Raw genomic sequence first — 18,516 nt, forward strand, 5'->3', positions numbered from 1 at the left:
GACATGAATGATTTTCCGACAAAAGCCCGCGTGGTTATCATCGGTGGTGGCGTGGTGGGGGCCTCGTCCCTGTATCATCTTGCCAAGAAAGGCTGGACTGATTGCGTTCTGCTGGAAAAGAACGAACTGACCGCAGGCTCGACATGGCATGCAGCAGGCAACGTGCCGACCTTCTCGACCTCATGGGCGATCATGAACATGCAGCGGTATTCGACCGAGCTTTATGCGCGGCTGGGGGATGAGGTCGACTATCCGATGAACTATCACCAGTCGGGTTCGATCCGTCTGGCGCACAGCAAAGAGCGGATGCAGGAATTCGAACGCGCCTTGGCGATGGGCCGGTATCAGGGCATTCCGATGGAAATGTGGACCCCGGAAGAGGCCAAGGAGCGCTACCCGTTCTTGGAAACGCATGATCTTGAAGGCGTTTTGTATGACCCAACAGATGGCGATATCGACCCCGCCCAGCTGACACAGGCGCTGGCCAAAGGTGCTCGTGACATGGGCCAGAAGATCATCCGCTTCTGCCCGGCGACAGGTGTGACCCAACACGACGATGGCACCTGGACGGTGCACACAGATCAGGGCGATATTTCTTGTGACTATGTCGTGAATGCTGCTGGTTACTACGCACAGCGCGTGGGTGAATGGTTCAAACCTTTTGGTGGTCGGACCGTTCCAGCAATGGTCATGAGCCATCAGTACCTGCTGACCGATGAGATTCCTGAAATCGAAGAATGGTCCAAGGAAAATGGCGGCAAGCTGCCACTGCTACGGGATGTTGACGTGTCCTACTACCTGCGGCAGGAGAAGCACGGCTTCAACCTCGGCCCGTATGAGCCCAATTGTAAGGGCCACTGGATGACCGAAGATGACCCGATGCCCGAGGATTTCTCGTTCCAGCTCTGGAACGACGATCTGGACCGGATCGAAGACATTGTCACCGATGCGATGGAACGGGTGCCGTTGATGGCGACCTCGGGCGTGGGCCGCGTTATCAATGGCCCGATCCCCTACGCGCCCGACGGTCTGCCGTTGATCGGTCCAATGCCAGGTGTGAAAAATGCGTTTGAGGCGCATACCTTTACCTTCGGCATCGCGCAGGGTGGCGGGGCCGGCAAGGTGCTGGCGGAATGGATCGTCGATGGCGCCACCGAATGGGATATGTGGGCCGTCGATCCGCGCCGTTACACAGATTATACCGATCAGGACTATTGCAATCAGAAGGGGCTGGAGGTGTATGGCAACGAATACGCGATGCACTTCCCCCACCACGAATGGCCCGCCGCGCGGGACAAGAAGCTGTCGCCAGTCCACGACAAGATCATCGCACAAGGCGCTGTCATGGGGGCCTATAACGGTTGGGAACGCGCCAACTGGTTCGCGCAGCCGGGCGACGATACCTCGCTTGAGGCTACACACACCTGGGGCCGGTCGGGCCCGTGGGAACAGCGTATCAAGGAAGAATGCGAGGCCGTACGCGACCATTGCGGCGTTCTGGACCTGCCCGGGTTCTCTCGGTTCATGGTCAAGGGTGACGGCGCGGCCGAAGCGCTACGTGGGTTGGTCGCGGGCGGCTTGCCCAAAGTCGGTCGTATCAACCTGGTCTACATCTCCGATCCGCGAGGTCGCATTCTGACCGAGATGTCCTGCCTGCGACTGGGCGAGGATGAGTTCGTCATGATCACCGCCGCAACAGCTCAGTGGCATGACCGTGATATCTTGAAAGCAGCGATGCCCGCTAACGTCAGTGTCGAGGATGTCACCACAACACGCGACACGCTGATCGTCACAGGGCCCAAGTCGCGTGAGATACTGGCGGGGATGACCGACGCCGATCTGACCAGCGGCTGGCTGACCCATCAAAGCGCCACGGTGGCCGGGCACCCTGCCCATCTGATCCGTGTGTCCTTTGCCGGAGAGCTGGGTTGGGAAGTCCATGCTCTGAACGCGGATATGCCAGCCATCTACGACGCGATCCTCGACGCCGGGGCCAAACCGTTCGGGATGTACGCCCTGAACTCCTTGCGCATCGAAAAGGGATACCGTGCATGGAAGGGCGATCTGAGCACCGACTATTCGCTGCTCGAAGGCGGGTTGGAGCGGTTCGTCAAGCTGGACAAGCCGCAGGACTTTCCCGGCAAAGCTGCGATCCTGAATGAAAAGCAGCAAGGGGTGAAGAAATCCTTTGTCACACTGACTGTTGAGGCCGGTGAGTGCGATGCGCCTTACATGTCCTGCATCTGGCAAGGGGATCAGATTGTGGGTGAAACGACCTCGGGCGCATGGGGTTACCGTGTCGGAAAGTCCATCGCGCTGGGCATGGTCAAAACCGATGCCGCGAACCCGGGAACCGAGCTTCAGGTGGAAATCTACGGCCAGAAATACCGCGCTGTGGTAGAACAGGACCAACCGCTCTGGGATCCGGCGAACGAGCGACTGCGCGCCTGACCGTTGAAAGGAAGACCATATGGGCAAACGCTATTCAGTTCTGGGGCCTGGTGAAGGCCCCAACTATGACTGGGAAAACGACCATACGTTTGTGAAAGTGTCCGGTCGGGATACGAATGGCGCTTATACCCTGATGGAGGACAATCTGAAGGCCAGCTTTGCGCTTGGCCTTCATCGTCATGAAACTCACGCTGAAACGTTCTATTTTCTGGATGGTGAGGTTGATTTTTACATCGATGGCGATTGGCATCGCTGCGGGGCAGGGACAACGATGCACGTGCCCCCCGGTGTGCCGCATGCGTGCCGAACAGCGGGCAATGCACCCGCAAAGATGCTGATGATCTACCAACCTTCGGGCTTTGATGATTTCCTGGCTGAGATGGCGAATATGAGTGAGGCTGACTTTGCCGATGAAGCGAAGATGGCAGCACTCAATGCCCGCTACGACATTGTCCCGATGGGCCCCGTTCCTCCCCATCCAGACGACGCAGATTGAGCGACGATCCCTATGACCATACCAACCAAAATGTCCGGCGTTTATCTGACCCACCATGGTGGGCCCGAGGCGCTGGAATGGCGCGAGGATATTCCAGTGCCAACACCCGGACCGGGGCAGGTTCTGGTGCGCGTTGCAGCTGCCGGGGTCAATAACACGGATATCAACACACGGGTCGGCTGGTACTCTTCGGATGTAACCGGCGCTACGGATGACGTCGATCAGGATGTCGAAGCCGGGGGCTGGGGCGGTGCGTTACAATTTCCTCGGATTCAGGGGGGTGATCTGTGCGGCATTGTCGAAGCTGTTGGTTCCGATGTGGGGTTCAAACCCGGGCAGCGTGTGACCTGCCCGATCAACCTGCCACGTCCGCGCCCCGGTCACCCGCACGGGTTTATCGCGCTGGGGTCCGAGATTGATGGGGCCTTTGCGCAATATTGTCTGGTGGAGGCGGATGATCTTTATGACGTCTCCGCTTCGCCCCTGTCAGATATCGAGATCGCGGCCATACCTTGCGCCTTTGGGACCGCTGAGAATCTGCTGACCCGCGCGGGTGTCACCGCTGGTCACAAGGTCCTGATCACCGGCGCATCGGGTGGCGTAGGTCTGGCCGCTGTGCAACTGGCCCATCTGCGGGGCGCGCAGGTCTGGGGCGTTACCGGGGAAGTCAAAGCCGAGGTGGTGAAATCTCAGGGCGCAGTCGGAACCTTTGACCGCGATGCGCCTCTGCCTACCGATATGTTCGATGTTGTGATCGACGTGGTTGGTGGCCCGGCATGGGCAAATCTAATCCTAGCGCTGAAACCCGGCGGCCACTACGCTGTCTCCGGCGCAATTGCAGGCCCGATTGTACAGGCAGACCTGCGCGATATCTATCTGCGCGACATCACCATCCATGGCTGCACGCATCAATCGCCCGAGGTCTTTGGCCGCTTGGTCGAACTGATGAATGTTGGTCACATCAAACCGTTGATCTCCCAAACATATCCCTTAAAGGATATCGCCAAGGCGCAAGAGGCGTTTCAGTCCAAAGCGCTGCCGGGGAAACTGGTGCTGATCCCGTAAGGAAGGTTTGGTATGGCGGAGATTACTTTGTTGGATGGCTCAATCGGGCAAGAGCTGGTGAAGCGCAGCGGCAAGCGCCCGACGCCCTTGTGGTCAACGCGGGTGATGATCGATCATCCCGAACTGGTCCGTGAGGTACATGCCGAATACTTTGCCCGCGGCGCAACCGTTGCCACGACCAACACCTATGCTGTTCACCGCTCGCGCCTGGTGCGTGAAGGGATCGAGGATCAGCTGCCGTTGTTGATTCAAACCGCTGTGACCCAGGCTAAGGCCGCGCGGCCGGACGGGGTTGGGCGGGTCGCTGGATCGTTGGGGCCTCTGCTGGCGTCATACCGACCCGACCTGATGCCCAACCCGGACGACGCAGCCCAAAAGTTCGGTGAACTGGTCGCGTTGATGGCGGATGACGTGGATCTGTTCCTGCATGAAACCGTGTCCTCGGTACTTGAGGCCGAAGGAGCCCTGCGCGGGACAGCCAACTGCGGGAAACCTGTCTGGTTGGCCGTGTCGGTGATGGATGAGGACGGAACACGCCTGCGCTCGGGTGAGCCTTTGCAGGATATCGCCCCCTTGGTCGCCGAACATCACCCCGACGCCGTTCTGATCAACTGCTCGCCGCCCGAGGCAATCCCGGCGGCGTTGGATGTTTTGTCCGGCATGGGTCTGCCCTTTGGGGCCTATGCCAATGGTTTCACCCATATCGCGGACGGTTTTTTGAAAGATGCCCCGACGGTTGATGCGCTGGAACAGCGCCATGATCTGGGGCCCAAAGCCTATGCCGATCATGCCATGGCCTGGGTCAATCAAGGCGCGACGATTGTTGGCGGATGCTGTGAGATCGGCCCAGATCACATCGAGGCTTTGGCTCATCGGCTTAAGGCTGCCGGTCATCAGATCGTCTGAGAAATGTGCAGGGCTGAATGACAGAGACACCCGTTTCAGCCTCCGCCGAACCAGGCCCTGATCTTGTCCATTTCGACATACTGGTCGCGCCGGGCTATGTGTTGTTGGAACTGGCGTCTTTGGTCGATGTGCTGCGTATTGCAAACCGGGTCTGCCCGTCGCCCCGGTTTTCCTTTGGCTACCGATCCCTGCGCGGAGGGCCGATTGCCAGCAGCAGCGACGCGACCGTTGAGACCAAAGCCGTTTTGCCCAACCCGACAGCGGCCTACCTTTTTGTGATCGGGAATACGGACCCGTATCAACCCGACCTGTCACTGGGCCGTGTCGTCTCGGACTATACCTATCGCGGCGCGCAAGTGTTTCTGCTGGCCGAAGCGGCCAGCCGCTACATTGACGAACAGGGAACAGCCGATTTGGCAACGCATTGGGAAAACGCATCTTTCCTGCGTGAACGTGGTGCAGGTTTTGAGGCTAAACTGTCAATCGCAACCGAACGTGGCGCGGTGGTCACCTGCGCCGGGATGGGGGCGACGACAGATATCGCCCTGGCGGTGATCGGGCGCCACATCTCAGGCGCGGTGAAAATGACGGTCGCGGATATCATGCTGCACGAAAACATCCGCGATTTTTCGTCCTTGCAGCCGTTTTCCGGGGCCAAGACCACAGCGACCGGAGACCTGAAACTGGATCAATGTATCAAGCTGATGCAGGCAAACATCGAAGAACCGCTGCCTATTCATGAGATCGTAGACCTGCTGGGCTTATCGAACCGGTCGCTGGAACGGAAATTCAAAGCCTTCTTCGGAACCACACCCAATGGGTTTTATCGCGAAATGCGGCTGGCCAAAGCCAACAACCTGCTGCTGAACACAACCATGAGCGTGCGCGAGATCGGCCTTGCCTGTGGATTCCCAAACGGGTTTTCGTCGGTCTATCGAAGCTTCTTTGGGGTCACGCCTTTCGCGATGCGGCGCCAGAAGAGGCAAATCGCGCATAGGTGATTTTTGTAGATGTGCTGACGTTTTTGATAGGTTTTCTGTCGATCTTCCGTGCGATGCAGGTAAAAACCTGACAAAGCGGAGTCTGCACAATGGTTAATCTGCCCAGCAAAGCCCGAGTGGTCATCATCGGCGGCGGCGTCATCGGATGCTCGGTTGCCTATCACCTGACCAAGAAGGGCTGGAAAGACGTTGTCCTGCTTGAGCGCAAGCAGTTGACCAGCGGTACCACATGGCATGCGGCGGGCCTGATCGCGCAGCTGCGCGCGACGGCAAACATGACCAAACTGGCGAAATACAGCCAGGAGCTTTACGGCGCGCTGGAAGAGGAAACCGGCGTCGCCACCGGGTTCAAGCGCGTCGGGTCAATCACCGTCGCGCTGACCGAAGAACGTAAAGAAGAGATATACCGCCAGGCCGCCATGGCCCGCGCCTTTGGTGTCGAGGTCGAAGAAATTTCGAACGAACGGGTGCATGAGATGTATCCGCACCTGAACCTCGATGGTGTCAAAGGTGCGGTTTACCTGCCGCTCGACGGGCAGGGCGATCCTGCGAATATCGCCCTGGCATTGGCCAAGGGCGCACGGCAGCGGGGCGGCATCGTCAAAGAACGGGTGAAGGTCACCGATATCGTCAAGCAAGGCCGCACGGTCACCGGTGTGGACTGGGTTGCCGATGATGGCGGCGCCTCGGGCCATATCGAATGTGATATGGTGGTGAACTGCGCGGGTATGTGGGGCCACGAAGTTGGCCGCATGGCAGGTGTGAACGTGCCGCTGCACGCATGCGAGCATTTCTACATCGTCTCGGAACCCATCGAAGGTCTGACCCCGCTGCCGGTTTTGCGCGTGCCGGATGAATGCGCCTATTACAAGGAAGATGCGGGCAAGATGATGCTGGGCGCGTTTGAGCCCAACGCCAAGCCCTGGGCGATGGACGGCATTCCAGACAGCTTTGAGTTTGACCAACTGCCTGAGGATTTCGACCACTTTGAACCGATCCTCGAAGCTGCCTGTGAACGCATGCCGATGCTGGCCGAAGCGGGCATACATACCTTCTTTAACGGGCCGGAAAGCTTTACGCCCGATGACGCTTATCATCTGGGTCTCGCGCCCGAGATGGACAATGTCTGGGTTGCCGCCGGTTTCAACTCGATCGGTATCCAATCCGCCGGTGGTGCGGGCATGGCGTTGGCCGAATGGATGGACAGTGGTGAAAAGCCGTTCGATCTGGGTGACGTGGATATCAGCCGGATGCAGCCGTTTCAGGGCAACAAAAAGTACCTGTTCGAGCGTTCGAAAGAGACATTGGGCCTGCTTTACGCCGACCACTACCCCTATCGTCAAAAGGCCACCGCGCGCGGTGTGCGCCGGACGCCGTTCCATCATCACCTGAAGGAACAAGGGGCCGTTTTCGGCGAATTGGCGGGTTGGGAACGCGCCAATTGGTTTGCCAATGACGGGCAGGAACGCGAATATCAATACAGCTGGAAACGTCAAAATTGGTTCGAAAACTCTGCCGCCGAACACCGGGCCGTGCGCGAAAATGTCGGCATGTATGACATATCTTCCTTCGGCAAAATTCGCGTTGAAGGGCCGGATGCCGAAAAGTTCATGAACTATATCGGCGGCGGCGATTACGCGGTCGCCAATGGCAAGATCGTCTACACCCAGTTCCTGAACCGAGCGGGTGGGATCGAGGCCGACGTGACAGCTACTCGCCTCACCGAGACCGCCTATCTGGTGGTCACCCCGGCGGCGACCCGCCTGGCTGATCAGACCTGGATGATGCGCCAGGCGGGTAATTTCAACGTGGTCATCACGGATGTCACCGCGGGCGAAGGCGTGCTGGCCGTGATGGGCCCGAACGCGCGCGCGCTCCTGGAGAAAGTTTCGCCGGCGGATTTCACGAACGCGACCAACCCTTTTGGTACAGCGCAGAACATCGAAATCGGCATGGGCCTGGCCCGTGCCCATCGTGTGACCTATGTGGGTGAGCTTGGTTGGGAGATCTATGTCTCCTCAGACATGGCCGGCCATGTGTTCGAAACGCTGCACGACGCCGGGCAAGACATGGGGTTGAAGCTGTGCGGCATGCACATGATGGACAGCTGCCGGATTGAAAAAGGTTTCCGCCATTTCGGGCATGATATCACTTGCGAAGATCATGTGGTCGATGCGGGGCTAGGTTTTGCCGTCAAGGTTGACAAGGGCTGCGATTTCATTGGCCGTGAGGCCGTGATCACACGCAAAGAAAATGGGCCTCAAAGCCGTCTGGTACAGTTCAAACTGACCGATCCCGAACCGCTCCTGTTTCATAACGAACCGATTGTGCGGGATGGCGAATATGTCGGCTATCTGAGTTCCGGCAACTACGGCCATACGTTGGGTGGCGCTATCGGCATGGGCTATGTTCCTTGCGAAGGTGAGAAAGCCGCCGATGTTTTGGCCTCGACCTACGAGATCGATGTCTGTGGCGTGAAGGTCAAAGCCGAAGCTTCGTTGAAACCAATGTATGATTCCAAATCCGAGCGCGTCAAAGTCTGAGACGGATCAGGGGGCTCTGCCCCCGGCGCCCTTCGGGCACCTCCCCCGGGATATTTCGGGCCAGATGAAGCACGGGATCCTGAATTCATCTGGCTAAAGACATCTCGGAGCGCGAGGCAGAGCCTCGCAGAATTTGAACTGAATTGTGCATAGGGTCAGACATTGACCCATCACTATTCGTTATGTTGGGCTTCACCGATTTCGGAGTTTTCAACCCCTTGGGAATTGCCGTACACCGGTCCGGTATCAACCGGAGATTTGCTGTGTCACGCGCACCCTCTTCACCTCAGAATGTAGATACCCCAAAGGGGTTGGTGCTTGCGGTTACGGCTTATGTTCTTTGGGGTTTCCTGCCGCTTTATATGAAAGCGATGGATCATATTGGTCCGGTCGAAGTGGTTGCGCATCGTGTGATCTGGTCGGTGCCGGTTGCGGGCCTGTTGTTAATCCTGCTGGGGCGTACAGGGGATCTGAAAGCAGCCCTTGGTAATCCTAAGATGCTGGGGATGGCGGCGGTCACGGCTGCGCTGATTTCAGTGAACTGGGCGATTTACGTTTGGGCGATTTCAACCGGGCATGCGCTGGACGCCGCGCTGGGGTATTACATCAATCCTTTGTTCAGCATCGCTCTGGGCGCGATATTGCTGCGCGAGCCGCTGAACCGAACGCAGCTTGTTGCGGTTGGTCTGGCCGCGCTGGGTGTTCTGGTTTTGGTGTACGAAGCCGGGCGGCTGCCTTGGGCCGCATTGGGTTTGATGGTCAGCTGGGGTTTTTATGCCTTTTTCAAACGCTCTCTGCCCATTGGTCCCAATCAGGGGTTCCTGCTAGAAGTGCTGATCCTGCTGATTCCAGCACTTGCCTATGTGACATTGCTGGGCGTGCAAGGCACTGGCCATTTCGGAGTTGTTGCCTCTGACACTTTGCTCTTGTCTTGCGCAGGTATTGTGACCGCTGTGCCTCTGTTGGTCTACGCCAACGGGGCCAAGCTGGTGCGATTATCGACAATGGGTATTCTGCAATACATCGCGCCCACAATGATTTTCATCACTGCGATCACATTGTTCGGAGAGCAGATTGATCGTGGCCGGATGATTGCGTTTCCGTTGATCTGGGCGGCGCTGATTGTCTATTCGATTCCGATGATCCGACAGGCGCGGCGTCAGGCTTGAAGCAAAAGTTTCGCTGCTCTTTCTGCCCAGATCGCATAGGTCTTGGGGCTGGGATGATAGCCGTCCGGTGCGACCAGGGCTTGATCGTCAGGTAGATCCAGTTTCAGATGCCTGAGTTCTGGATACGCAGCTGCCACTCGTTGCAAACCCTGGTCCAGTCGCGCGGATTGCTGGCCCAGAACCCATGCCAGAGGCTGCGGCAGAGCAGGAAACCGGTTCATTTGGGGGACGGCTGTAACCACGACTCGACATGCGCCAAACTTCTGCGTCAGCAGGGTCGCCAATTGGGTCTGGCGTTCGAAGAAACGTTTTAGTGTAACACCACGGGTCACATCATTCACCCCCAGTGCAGTGACAACAGCGTCATATGTGCCGCCTAGCTGCGACAGCCTGTTCAGCGTGTCCTGAGTTGTATGCCCGGTGGTGGCCTCTAGCCGCCATTCGACCGCGTGATGCTTGGACAGATGATGCAGCAAATGGCCGGAAAGGGCCTGATCTTGCCTGCCTGCGCCGACCCCTGCGGCAGAACTGTCACCTGTGATCAACAGGCGCAGCCGGGGCCCACGACCGATTTGCCCCTGGCGCGGGCCAGCGGGTTCCGGCAGCATTTGAACTCTGCGGCGCACCGCCAGACCCTGTAGTGCAAGAACCGGGGCCAATGGCACGCGGACGATCTGATCGGAGGCAATCGGGACTGGCATGTCAGCTGAGTGCGGATTTGAAGTCCAGAAAGCGCGGATCGCGGGTGACGCGGGCCATCATCGCCTCGCGCAGGGCGCCGATGGTTTTGTAGGGGCGCATGACAACCTCGAATTCCTGTATCAGGCCGTCATCGTTCAGCGTGATCAGATCCACGCCAACCGCGTCCAGATCGCCGACCTTGCATTGAAATTCCAATGCCCAATCGCAGCTGCTGCCCATGATCCGTCGATATCGAAAGTCGGAAAAAACCTGCCCCACGTGGCCCAGAACAGCCGCGACGGGCTCTCGTCCTGTCCATGTGCTGAAATAGGTCGGGGGCATAAAGCGGACGTCTTCGGCCAAAAGCGGGCGGATCTGCGCGTCATCACCTTTGGCGACAACCTGTTGCATGTGTTCGATTGTTGGATGCATGGCCTGTCTCCCTTGCTGGGTCCAAGGGTTCACGAACACCCTGTGGCACGCAAGGACGACGTTGCGGTAGGGTGCGCCCTGCGTTAGGCAGGCGCGCATGACCGAGGCCTATGATCCCCCAAATACACCGCTGGATGTGCTGCATGAAGATGCGCAGTTGATCGTGGTCAACAAACCTTCGGGGCTGCTGTCGGTTCCGGGCAAGGGTGATCATCTGGCGGATTGTTTGTTGACCCGTGTGCAGGCTGCGTTTCCGCAGGCCTTGCTGGTGCATCGGCTGGATCGGGACACCTCGGGCGTTATGGTGTTCGCCCAAACCCCTCATGCGCAACGGCATCTGAGCATGCAGTTCGAGAAACGTCAGACGCGAAAAACCTATGTTGCGCGCGTTTGGGGGCGGGTCAAAGATAAAACTGGAACCGTTGATCTTCCGCTGATCGTCGACTGGCCCAACCGCCCGCGTCAGATGGTATGTCATGAGACCGGCAAACCAGCCGTGACCGACTGGCGGGTCGTGAAACATGAGGGTGACAGCACCCGTATGCGCCTGTTTCCCAAGACCGGGCGGTCACACCAGCTGCGAGTTCATATGCTGGCGATGGGCCACCCGATATTGGGTGACCCGTTTTATGCCGAAGGCCCTGCGCGCGATTTCCCGCGCCTGATGTTGCACTCCGAAGAACTGCGTCTGAAAAACCCCGAAGGCGGGGTTTCCATGAAATTCAGGGCACCGGCGGATTTCTGAATTCAGGCTGTATTGGTCCACAGCATTTTCAGATTACCCAATGAGAAACGGCGCCTACGCTTTCTTGTTCTGGCTTGGCAAGGCAGTCTTGCCTCTGCAAGTTCACGTTCGATCTCGAAGGCGCGCAGCGCGTGGTCCTGCGACCAGCGGCCAAGTTTCAGGGTCATCATGACGTGGTTGTCGAGATAGGGCATGCCATCACTCCTTTTTCGGGACTGTTCCAGCTTCGCCCATCACTCCTGACACCCCCTTGTCAGTGGGGCGTGCTAGTGTGTCAGTAGCGTTGAGGGAGAAAAAAATGCGCCGTTCGACCCGATTGTTCGAAATCATCCAGATATTGCGTGCGGCTGACGCGCCGGTCACGGCCGAAGCATTGGCGGCCAAGCTCGAAGTCTCGGCGCGCACAGTTTACCGCGATATCGCGGCACTGCAGGCGCAGCACACCCCCATCGAAGGAGAGGCGGGGATCGGGTATCTGATGCGCCGGGGGTATGATCTGCCGCCGCTGAATTTCGATGCGGAAGAGGTTGAGGCCCTTTGGGTGGGGCTGTCGCTTTTGGCACGCACCGGCGACAGTGAGTTGCAGGAAGCCGCCCGCCGAATCTGCCGCAAGATTGACGCGCTGCACGACACGCCACGGCGTTGGCTGCAAGTGTCGACCTGGGGAACGCCGCCGGATGATCCGGCCAAAGGCTGCGTGCCGGTTGCCAACTATCGAGAGGCCATTCGCAGCGAACAGAAAATCCGCATCACCTATGTGAATGGGGCAGAGGAACGCACCATTCGCGTCGTCCGCCCCGTCGCGTTGATCTACCATATCGAATGCACGATACTGGCCGCCTGGTGCGAGCTGCGCAGCGGGTTTCGTCATTTTCGAACGGATCGTATCTGGGCCAGTGAAAGCATAGACGAGAGCTTTTGCGGGCAGGGTGACTCCCTGCGTACTCTCTGGCAGGAACAGACCCGTTGGGACAGCCATGTTGAAACCGCCTGATCGGAGGGTTTGGGCAGGTATTCGCCGACTTCACCGCATTGTTGCTTGAGCCTTTACCTAGTCCCCATGATATAACGGGCTGAACAAGGCAAACCCGAACAAACCGGGGGCCGGAGCAGAAGGTGATATCATGACGATTTCCAAGTTTTTTGTGGCAACTGGGCTGGGCTCGGCCCTGGCGCTGGCAGCATGTACCGATCCGGGTACGTTGAATGCGCCCGGTGATCCTAACCAGAATGCCAAACAAGGTGCGCTTATTGGCGGTCTGGTCGGGGCAGGGGTCGGGGCCATTGCCAATGACTCGGACCCGTTACTGGGCGCGTTGGCGGGCGGCGCAATTGGTGCGGCAGGCGGTGGTCTGATAGGCAATCAGCTTGACCGTCAGGCGGCTGAACTGCGCCAGCAACTGGCCAATGACGGCATCACTATCGTGAATACCGGGGATCGTCTGATTGTGACCGTACCGAACGATATCACCTTTGACACCGACAGCGCCACTGTGCGCCCGGCCTTGCGCTCGGACCTGGTGAAGGTTGGTCAGAACCTGGTAAACTACCCGAACTCGAATGTGCAGATCATCGGCCATACTGACAGTGATGGCGATGCGGCGTACAATCAGGGCCTCTCGGTCCGTCGTGCGAATGCGGTCGCGGACATTCTGCAAGCCAACGGCGTCGGCTTCAACCGCATCACAACCATCGGACAGGGCGAAAACAATCCAATCGCGTCGAACCTGACACCGGCGGGCAAGGCGCAGAACCGTCGGGTTGAGATCGTGATCGTTCCCAGCGGCAACGCCTGATCGCGCAGGGCCTGTGCACGGAATGGGGTTTGGATCGCGCCTGTCCCGGTCTAACTATGGGGAAACAACGAAACGGAGTTTCCCCTGATGTCCAAACCGATCCTACTGGGCCTGTCTGGGTCCCTGCGCCAAAGCGCGACCAACCGCAAATTGCTGCGTGAGGCTGCTCGGCTTTTTGATCCCGCCGAGTTTGTCGAGGCCGACCTGAACCTGCCGCTTTATGATGGCGATCTGGAGGAAGGTGAGGGCATTCCTGCCGTTGTTCAGACCCTGCGGGCTCAGATCGAGCAAGCAGATGCGGTGATCATCTCGACCCCGGAATACAACAAGGGTCCCTCTGGTGTTCTGAAAAATGCGCTGGACTGGGTCAGCCGGACCGAAGGCAACCCATGGGCCGACAAGCCTGTTGCGGTTATGTCAGCTGCTGCGGGTCGTGCAGGGGGTGAACGGGCCCAGATGATCCTGCGGGCCTATATGGTACCGTTCCAGCCGCTGATTTTGCAGGGCCCGGAAATCCACCTGGCCAACAGTTCGAACGAGTTTGATGACCAGGGCAGGCTGACCAGTGCGCGCTATGAGCAGACGCTGGGGACCTTGATGCAGAAGCTGCGGAACCTGAGCGCATAGAGCCGGGTCAAAGCGAGGCTTCGGGCCGGAAATCATCCGGGATCGTATCCCGCCCATCCAGCATAAGATCGGCCATGACTTCGGCAATTCTCGGGGCCATGCCAAAACCGATCTTGAATCCGCCATTGGCGATGAACTGACCTGTGTGCAGGGGGTGTTCGCCCAGCATCGGCGCGCGGCTTTTGCTGCGCGGACGGACACCGGCCCACCGCTCGATCACTTCGGCCCCGTGCAGCAGCGGAACCGCCTGCATCGCACGCTCGATCACATCGTCCAGCGCGCTGTCGATGCTGGCGGGATCGTCATAGTCGCGTTCCGAGGTCGAGCCGATGGCCAGCGTCCCGTCGGCATGGGGAACGATATGGATCGCATCTGCAAACAGTTGCGGTACCGCGCCCGCATCAAACCGCAATAGCGCCGCCTGACCTTTCACGCCATTGCCGACAGTTTTGCCGTAGGCTTCGTTTAGCTCTTTCAGACCGGCCAGTCCGGTGGCGTGTACAACCCGACCTGCATCGGGTGCGTCAGTGACCAACTTTACCCCCATAACCGCCAAAGCCGCGACCAGCGCGGCGCAAGCGCGGCGCGGGTGCATGCGGGCGGTTAGCGTGTCATGAATGACATAGCCGGTCGGGCTGGGCGGGCACCATGATCCGGCCTCGGCCACCTCGATTACCCGCCATTCGGCACGGCCTTGCCACAGCTCTTGCGCGGTGTGTTCACGCGCGCGCGCCAGATCGAGGCTGCGCGGGTCGGCAATCGGCTGGATGCGACCTAAACGCCCGTACCCGGCAGAGACACCGCCGACGGCCTCGACCTGAGCCCAGAACGGTTCGGCCATGATCAGGCTGTCGAACTGAAAGGCCTTCTTGGCGTTCCAGTTTTCAGGCACATGCGGGGCCAAAGCGCCGACCAGACCGCCGCTGGAGCCAGCGCCCGGCCCAAAGGGGTCGATGATGCGCACCTTCGCGCCGCGCTGCGCGCAGGTCCAGGCGATCGACAAGCCGAAAACCCCGGCGCCTTTGACGGTCACATCGACCATTGCCAAACTCCTTTTCCTTGTTCAGTGTCGCGCCGCTTAGCTACAGGATTCCCCGATGGCAGACCAGCGCGCCGAGGTCACGTGGACCGAGGATCAGATACCCGTCTCGGATCGCTTCGACGACCCTTACTACTCGTTGCAAAACGGGGTCGAGGAGACGCGGCATGTTTTCCTTGCGGGCAACGAGCTGCCTGCGCGGTTTGTGCCGGGTTTTCACATTGCTGAGCTGGGGTTTGGCACTGGGCTGAATATGCTCACCACGTGGTCTGCCTGGGAACAGGCGGGTCAAACGACCCCGCTGCAGTTCACCAGCTTCGAAGCTTTTCCAATGGACACAGCGAATATGCGGCGGGCTTTGACTGCATTCCCTGAACTGGCGCTATGGGCGGATCGATTTCTGGAGAAATGGACAGGGAAAGACTGCCTGCTCGATACGCTGGTACTAACCGTCATTGAAGGCGACGCGCGCCAGACGTTACAGAATTGGCAGGAGCGGGCGGATGCGTGGTTTTTGGACGGTTTCTCACCCGCCAAGAACCCCGAGCTTTGGGGCCCTGACTTGATGCAGCAGGTTGCAGATCATACGGTCCAAGGGGGCTCGGCGGCCACCTATACCGCCGCCGGATTCGTGCGGCGCGGGTTAGAAGATGCGGGTTTTCAAGTGACCAGAACCCCCGGCTATGGCCGCAAACGCCATATGACACGGGCGGTCAAGGCATGACCCAGCAGAACAATACGCGCGCGGGCGTTGCGTTGATGATTGGCGCGACAATCGTCTTTGCCTTGCAGGACGGAATCTCTCGCCATTTGGCCGAGTCCTATAACACTTACATGGTCGTGATGATCCGCTATTGGTTCTTCGCTGCCTTCGTGATCGCCCTGGCTGCGCGCGCGCCCGGCGGGTTGAGGGCAACGACCCGGACCAACCAACTCGGATTGCAGATCTTTCGGGGCGTCTTGCTGGCGGCTGAAATCTGCGTTGCCGTATTCAGCTTTACGATTCTGGGTCTGATCGACAGCATGGCTGTCTTTATCTGCTATCCGCTGCTCGTTGCGGCACTGAGCGGCCCGGTGTTGGGTGAAAGGGTCGGATGGCGTAGGTGGACGGCGATTGGTGTGGGCTGTGTTGGTGTTTTGATCATCCTACAGCCGGGGGTCGGAGTCTTTAATCCTTGGGCCATCATTCCGTTGATCTCAGCCCTGATGTTCGCGCTTTACGGCTTGCTGACCCGCTATGCCGCGCGTCAGGACAGTACGGCCACCAGCTTTTTCTGGACCGGCGTGTCCGGTGCGGTCGCCATGACGCTTGTTGGCATGTGGTTCTGGGAACCCATGGCGCAAGGCGATTGGGGTTGGATGGCGGTGTTGTGCGTCAGCGGGGCGCTTGGGCATTGGCTGCTGATCAAGTGCTATGAGATGGCCGAGGCCAGCGCCGTTCAACCCTTTGCCTATTTCCACCTGGTCTGGAGCGCGATCCTGGGCATTTCGGTCTTTGGTGAAGTGCTGCGCCCCGAGGTGGTTGTCGGGGCGGCGGTTGTTGTGGCCGCGGGCCTTTTCACCCTATGGCGCGAACGCAGCCAGGGTTGAGCCGGTCAACTCCTGCGAAAAGGGGATTGGCAGGGCTGGTTGGCCCAGACGCGCGCGGTAAACCGGAAGGCTTTCTGCCACGCGCATCACATAGTTGCGGGTTTCGCTAAAAGGGATGGTCTCGATCCAATCGACCACATCAACCTGCCCCCGGCGTGGGTCGCCATAGCGTTCCATCCAAGAAATTGGCCGCCGTGGCCCGGCATTGTACCCGGCCGCCATCATGACTACGTTGCCGTTGAAATCAGCTGCCAGCCCTGACAGGTAGTTGGCCCCGAGCTTGGCGTTATACTGCCAGTCTGAGGTCAAGCGTCCGGTCTGATGACCGCTGAGGATACCTAGCTCCTGCGCCACCAGTTTCGCCGTGGCTGGCATCACCTGCATCAGACCGCGCGCGCCTGCACCGCTGATCACAACCGGATCAAACTCGCTTTCGCGTCGTGCGATCGCCAGTGTCATTTCCTTCGCCATGGGCAGGCTCATATCGGCCACAGGGTGCACCGGATAGTAGGCCGCAGGCAGAACGGTTCCGGCGGTGGCTGCCCGTTTGGCAATCATGACCGCCAGATGCGGTTCGTTTAGCTCAATCGCGAGATCGCCCAGCTGAGCGGCCTGAACCGGATCAAGGCCTTCGACCAGATGTGTCAGAAACCGCTCGGACAGATTGTCCTCGCCTGCTTTCAACAGCAGCAGCCCGGCCTCCAGAACGCTGGAATTTGTGAAATCCGCCTGCCGCCAATGCGGCGCACGGCGGGGTGTCGCCAATTCAGGATCAAACGGGCGACCGATCTGTTCAGCCGCCAACAACCCGTAGAACGAAGTCTGATTATCCGCCCCGATGGCATAAGCTTCATAGGCCTTTTCCGCCTCACCCTGCGCGGCATAAGCCCGGCCCAGCCAATACCCCCCGCGACCTTTCGAGATCGGGGATTGCACGGCGTCCAAGAAATTCTGGAAATGACGCACAGCCGTGGCCGGATCATTCAACCTGCGTAGGGCCAGAAAACCAGACAGCCATTCCAGATCAGCATAGGCATAGCCCATTTCCGGCGTCATGTGGTGGGTCGAGGCAACCTTGTAGGCCCGCGCCGGTCGGCCTTGCCGCATCTCCAACCTTGCGAGCCTGCGCCGTCCTTCGCCCCATTTGTCAGGCTCGCCCAACGCTTCGGGGCTGGTAGATCGGGCCAGCATCAGATCAACGGCACTTTCGTCCAGCTCTTTCTTGTCGCGCCAAACAAATCGGTCGAAGGCAAGACCCGGGGCATCCGCAACCGACTTCGGCACTGCGGCCACCTTTGTATCGACGCCAGGTTGACGCTTTTGCAGCGCAATCCGCGCCTCGGCTAGTTTGCGATCATTTGCGCCCACCAGTGGTAACATCTGGGATGCACTCACCAGATGGCCTTCCCACAGCATCCGGTCCAACCGCGCTGCGTGATGGGGTTTCAGCAGCTTGCCAAAATTCTCGACGTAGTCTTTCTGTAACCCCGCGCCCATGGGCATAGTGCGCCACGCTGTGACGATATCCGCCTGTGCCTCACCCTGTTGTCCTTTTGCCATCAGAGCAATGGCATAGTTCAACGCACCCTCCGCCGTTTGCGGCGGCGTATCCGCGTAGAATTTCAAGACGCGATCTGGGTCTGCGCCGGTAAAAGACGGCTCGCTTTTACGGCGCAGCCAGGCCAGCCCGGGCCAGTCCGGACGGCGATCCAGGAACACCAGCACATCACCCGAGCTGCCAAAGCCCTGCCGCAACCATTCCCACACGATGATATCGCGCGACACCGATCCGCGCTGCCCTGAGACGCGCAGTGCCTCGTTCCAGTCACCCTTGCGCATCTCGCTTAACCCGGCACGCAAATCGGCAGCGGCATCCGCCCGCACGGCCTGTGGCGATAAAGCGGAATACAGAATCACGGCCATCATCAGGCCCAGAACGCGTGTCATGCCTTGCATTTCCCAACCAACCAAGGAT

The 18,516-nt window shown here is 59.1% G+C and carries 18 protein-coding genes; 13 read left to right on the forward strand and 5 right to left on the reverse strand.

Annotated elements, in window-relative coordinates; all coding sequences use genetic code 11:
* The first annotated feature begins 3 nt into the window (after positions 1-3).
* The 7 genes from ACR0KG_RS02450 to rarD all read left to right on the forward strand — a co-directional run bounded on the left by ACR0KG_RS02450 (position 4) and on the right by rarD (position 9,631).
* Positions 4-2,451 carry a GcvT family protein gene (locus ACR0KG_RS02450; protein ID WP_480826381.1) on the forward strand — a complete coding sequence of 816 codons (2,448 nt, stop codon included), beginning with the start codon at positions 4-6 and terminating at the stop codon, positions 2,449-2,451.
* Positions 2,452-2,470: 19 nt separating this feature from the next.
* Positions 2,471-2,947: a cupin domain-containing protein gene (locus tag ACR0KG_RS02455; RefSeq protein ID WP_480826382.1), complete on the forward strand. Its 477-nt coding sequence runs from the start codon at positions 2,471-2,473 to the stop codon at positions 2,945-2,947.
* A 12-nt stretch (positions 2,948-2,959) separates the two neighbouring features.
* Positions 2,960-4,012: an alcohol dehydrogenase family protein gene (locus tag ACR0KG_RS02460; protein ID WP_480550742.1), complete on the forward strand. Its 1,053-nt coding sequence runs from the start codon at positions 2,960-2,962 to the stop codon at positions 4,010-4,012.
* Between the two features lie 12 nt (positions 4,013-4,024).
* Positions 4,025-4,918 carry a homocysteine S-methyltransferase family protein gene (locus ACR0KG_RS02465; RefSeq protein WP_480826383.1) on the forward strand — a complete coding sequence of 298 codons (894 nt, stop codon included), beginning with the start codon at positions 4,025-4,027 and terminating at the stop codon, positions 4,916-4,918.
* 17 nt (positions 4,919-4,935) lie between these two features.
* Entirely contained in the window at positions 4,936-5,919 is a 984-nt protein-coding gene (locus ACR0KG_RS02470) for a GlxA family transcriptional regulator (protein ID WP_480826384.1), read from the forward strand.
* An 89-nt stretch (positions 5,920-6,008) separates the two neighbouring features.
* The gene (locus ACR0KG_RS02475; RefSeq protein ID WP_480826385.1) at positions 6,009-8,462 is read left to right on the forward strand and encodes a GcvT family protein; all 2,454 of its coding nucleotides are present in this window, start codon (positions 6,009-6,011) and stop codon (positions 8,460-8,462) included.
* A 263-nt stretch (positions 8,463-8,725) separates the two neighbouring features.
* Positions 8,726-9,631 carry an EamA family transporter RarD gene (rarD, locus tag ACR0KG_RS02480; RefSeq protein ID WP_480826386.1) on the forward strand — a complete coding sequence of 302 codons (906 nt, stop codon included), beginning with the start codon at positions 8,726-8,728 and terminating at the stop codon, positions 9,629-9,631.
* On the opposite strand, the gene ACR0KG_RS02485 is transcribed toward rarD, so the two are convergent.
* Both ACR0KG_RS02485 and ACR0KG_RS02490 read right to left on the reverse strand, forming a co-directional pair.
* Positions 9,622-10,332 (reverse strand): SGNH/GDSL hydrolase family protein, encoded by a 711-nt coding sequence (locus tag ACR0KG_RS02485; RefSeq protein ID WP_480826387.1) that lies wholly within the window; start codon positions 10,330-10,332, stop codon positions 9,622-9,624. The genes rarD and ACR0KG_RS02485 overlap by 10 nt on opposite strands.
* Position 10,333: 1 nt before the next feature.
* Positions 10,334-10,744 (reverse strand): nuclear transport factor 2 family protein, encoded by a 411-nt coding sequence (locus tag ACR0KG_RS02490; RefSeq protein WP_480826388.1) that lies wholly within the window; start codon positions 10,742-10,744, stop codon positions 10,334-10,336.
* A gap of 97 nt (positions 10,745-10,841) precedes the next feature.
* On the opposite strand from ACR0KG_RS02490, the gene ACR0KG_RS02495 reads away from it, so the two are divergent.
* Positions 10,842-11,489 carry an RluA family pseudouridine synthase gene (locus tag ACR0KG_RS02495; protein ID WP_480826389.1) on the forward strand — a complete coding sequence of 216 codons (648 nt, stop codon included), beginning with the start codon at positions 10,842-10,844 and terminating at the stop codon, positions 11,487-11,489.
* Between the two features lie 2 nt (positions 11,490-11,491).
* On the opposite strand, the gene ACR0KG_RS02500 is transcribed toward ACR0KG_RS02495, so the two are convergent.
* Positions 11,492-11,683, reverse strand: coding sequence for a hypothetical protein (locus tag ACR0KG_RS02500; RefSeq protein WP_480826391.1), 192 nt, complete (start codon positions 11,681-11,683; stop codon positions 11,492-11,494).
* A gap of 104 nt (positions 11,684-11,787) precedes the next feature.
* Here ACR0KG_RS02500 and ACR0KG_RS02505 point away from each other — a divergent pair, with 104 nt between their 5' ends.
* The 3 genes from ACR0KG_RS02505 (at position 11,788) to ACR0KG_RS02515 (ending at position 13,912) form a co-directional block, all read left to right on the forward strand.
* Entirely contained in the window at positions 11,788-12,483 is a 696-nt protein-coding gene (locus ACR0KG_RS02505) for a helix-turn-helix transcriptional regulator (protein WP_480826392.1), read from the forward strand.
* 130 nt (positions 12,484-12,613) lie between these two features.
* A complete protein-coding gene (locus ACR0KG_RS02510; protein WP_480826393.1) occupies positions 12,614-13,285 on the forward strand; it encodes a YiaD family glycine zipper/OmpA-like lipoprotein in 672 nt (223 codons plus the stop codon).
* Between the two features lie 87 nt (positions 13,286-13,372).
* The gene (locus tag ACR0KG_RS02515) at positions 13,373-13,912 is read left to right on the forward strand and encodes an NADPH-dependent FMN reductase (protein ID WP_170533307.1); all 540 of its coding nucleotides are present in this window, start codon (positions 13,373-13,375) and stop codon (positions 13,910-13,912) included.
* A gap of 7 nt (positions 13,913-13,919) precedes the next feature.
* Here the strand turns inward: ACR0KG_RS02515 and ACR0KG_RS02520 are convergent, their stop codons facing one another.
* Positions 13,920-14,954 (reverse strand): NAD(P)/FAD-dependent oxidoreductase, encoded by a 1,035-nt coding sequence (locus ACR0KG_RS02520; RefSeq protein ID WP_480826394.1) that lies wholly within the window; start codon positions 14,952-14,954, stop codon positions 13,920-13,922.
* A gap of 55 nt (positions 14,955-15,009) precedes the next feature.
* On the opposite strand from ACR0KG_RS02520, the gene mnmC2 reads away from it, so the two are divergent.
* The gene (gene mnmC2, locus ACR0KG_RS02525) at positions 15,010-15,675 is read left to right on the forward strand and encodes a tRNA (5-methylaminomethyl-2-thiouridine)(34)-methyltransferase MnmC2 (protein ID WP_480826395.1); all 666 of its coding nucleotides are present in this window, start codon (positions 15,010-15,012) and stop codon (positions 15,673-15,675) included.
* Positions 15,672-16,541, forward strand: coding sequence for a DMT family transporter (locus ACR0KG_RS02530; RefSeq protein ID WP_480550770.1), 870 nt, complete (start codon positions 15,672-15,674; stop codon positions 16,539-16,541). The genes mnmC2 and ACR0KG_RS02530 overlap by 4 nt, the downstream gene beginning before the upstream one ends.
* On the opposite strand, the gene ACR0KG_RS02535 is transcribed toward ACR0KG_RS02530, so the two are convergent.
* Positions 16,515-18,488, reverse strand: a complete 1,974-nt coding sequence (locus tag ACR0KG_RS02535; RefSeq protein WP_480826396.1) for a lytic transglycosylase domain-containing protein — start codon at positions 18,486-18,488, stop codon at positions 16,515-16,517. The genes ACR0KG_RS02530 and ACR0KG_RS02535 overlap by 27 nt on opposite strands.
* Positions 18,489-18,516 lie beyond the last annotated feature (28 nt).

The organism is Ruegeria sp. H4 (assembly GCF_056533065.1).

What these genes read in the sequence shown, in the direction of transcription:
- ACR0KG_RS02520 (WP_480826394.1), bottom strand. Translation starts at nt 14,954, where the DNA reads ATGGTCGATGTGACCGTCAAAGGCGCCGGGGTTTTCGGCTTGTCGATC.
- mnmC2 (WP_480826395.1), top strand. Translation starts at nt 15,010, where the DNA reads ATGGCAGACCAGCGCGCCGAGGTCACGTGGACCGAGGATCAGATACCC.
- ACR0KG_RS02455 (WP_480826382.1), top strand. Translation starts at nt 2,471, where the DNA reads ATGGGCAAACGCTATTCAGTTCTGGGGCCTGGTGAAGGCCCCAACTAT.
- ACR0KG_RS02500 (WP_480826391.1), bottom strand. Translation starts at nt 11,683, where the DNA reads ATGCCCTATCTCGACAACCACGTCATGATGACCCTGAAACTTGGCCGC.
- ACR0KG_RS02485 (WP_480826387.1), bottom strand. Translation starts at nt 10,332, where the DNA reads ATGCCAGTCCCGATTGCCTCCGATCAGATCGTCCGCGTGCCATTGGCC.
- ACR0KG_RS02450 (WP_480826381.1), top strand. Translation starts at nt 4, where the DNA reads ATGAATGATTTTCCGACAAAAGCCCGCGTGGTTATCATCGGTGGTGGC.
- ACR0KG_RS02515 (WP_170533307.1), top strand. Translation starts at nt 13,373, where the DNA reads ATGTCCAAACCGATCCTACTGGGCCTGTCTGGGTCCCTGCGCCAAAGC.
- ACR0KG_RS02530 (WP_480550770.1), top strand. Translation starts at nt 15,672, where the DNA reads ATGACCCAGCAGAACAATACGCGCGCGGGCGTTGCGTTGATGATTGGC.
- ACR0KG_RS02505 (WP_480826392.1), top strand. Translation starts at nt 11,788, where the DNA reads ATGCGCCGTTCGACCCGATTGTTCGAAATCATCCAGATATTGCGTGCG.
- ACR0KG_RS02475 (WP_480826385.1), top strand. Translation starts at nt 6,009, where the DNA reads ATGGTTAATCTGCCCAGCAAAGCCCGAGTGGTCATCATCGGCGGCGGC.
- ACR0KG_RS02490 (WP_480826388.1), bottom strand. Translation starts at nt 10,744, where the DNA reads ATGCATCCAACAATCGAACACATGCAACAGGTTGTCGCCAAAGGTGAT.
- ACR0KG_RS02460 (WP_480550742.1), top strand. Translation starts at nt 2,960, where the DNA reads ATGACCATACCAACCAAAATGTCCGGCGTTTATCTGACCCACCATGGT.
- ACR0KG_RS02535 (WP_480826396.1), bottom strand. Translation starts at nt 18,488, where the DNA reads ATGACACGCGTTCTGGGCCTGATGATGGCCGTGATTCTGTATTCCGCT.
- ACR0KG_RS02495 (WP_480826389.1), top strand. Translation starts at nt 10,842, where the DNA reads ATGACCGAGGCCTATGATCCCCCAAATACACCGCTGGATGTGCTGCAT.
- ACR0KG_RS02470 (WP_480826384.1), top strand. Translation starts at nt 4,936, where the DNA reads ATGACAGAGACACCCGTTTCAGCCTCCGCCGAACCAGGCCCTGATCTT.
- ACR0KG_RS02465 (WP_480826383.1), top strand. Translation starts at nt 4,025, where the DNA reads ATGGCGGAGATTACTTTGTTGGATGGCTCAATCGGGCAAGAGCTGGTG.
- ACR0KG_RS02510 (WP_480826393.1), top strand. Translation starts at nt 12,614, where the DNA reads ATGACGATTTCCAAGTTTTTTGTGGCAACTGGGCTGGGCTCGGCCCTG.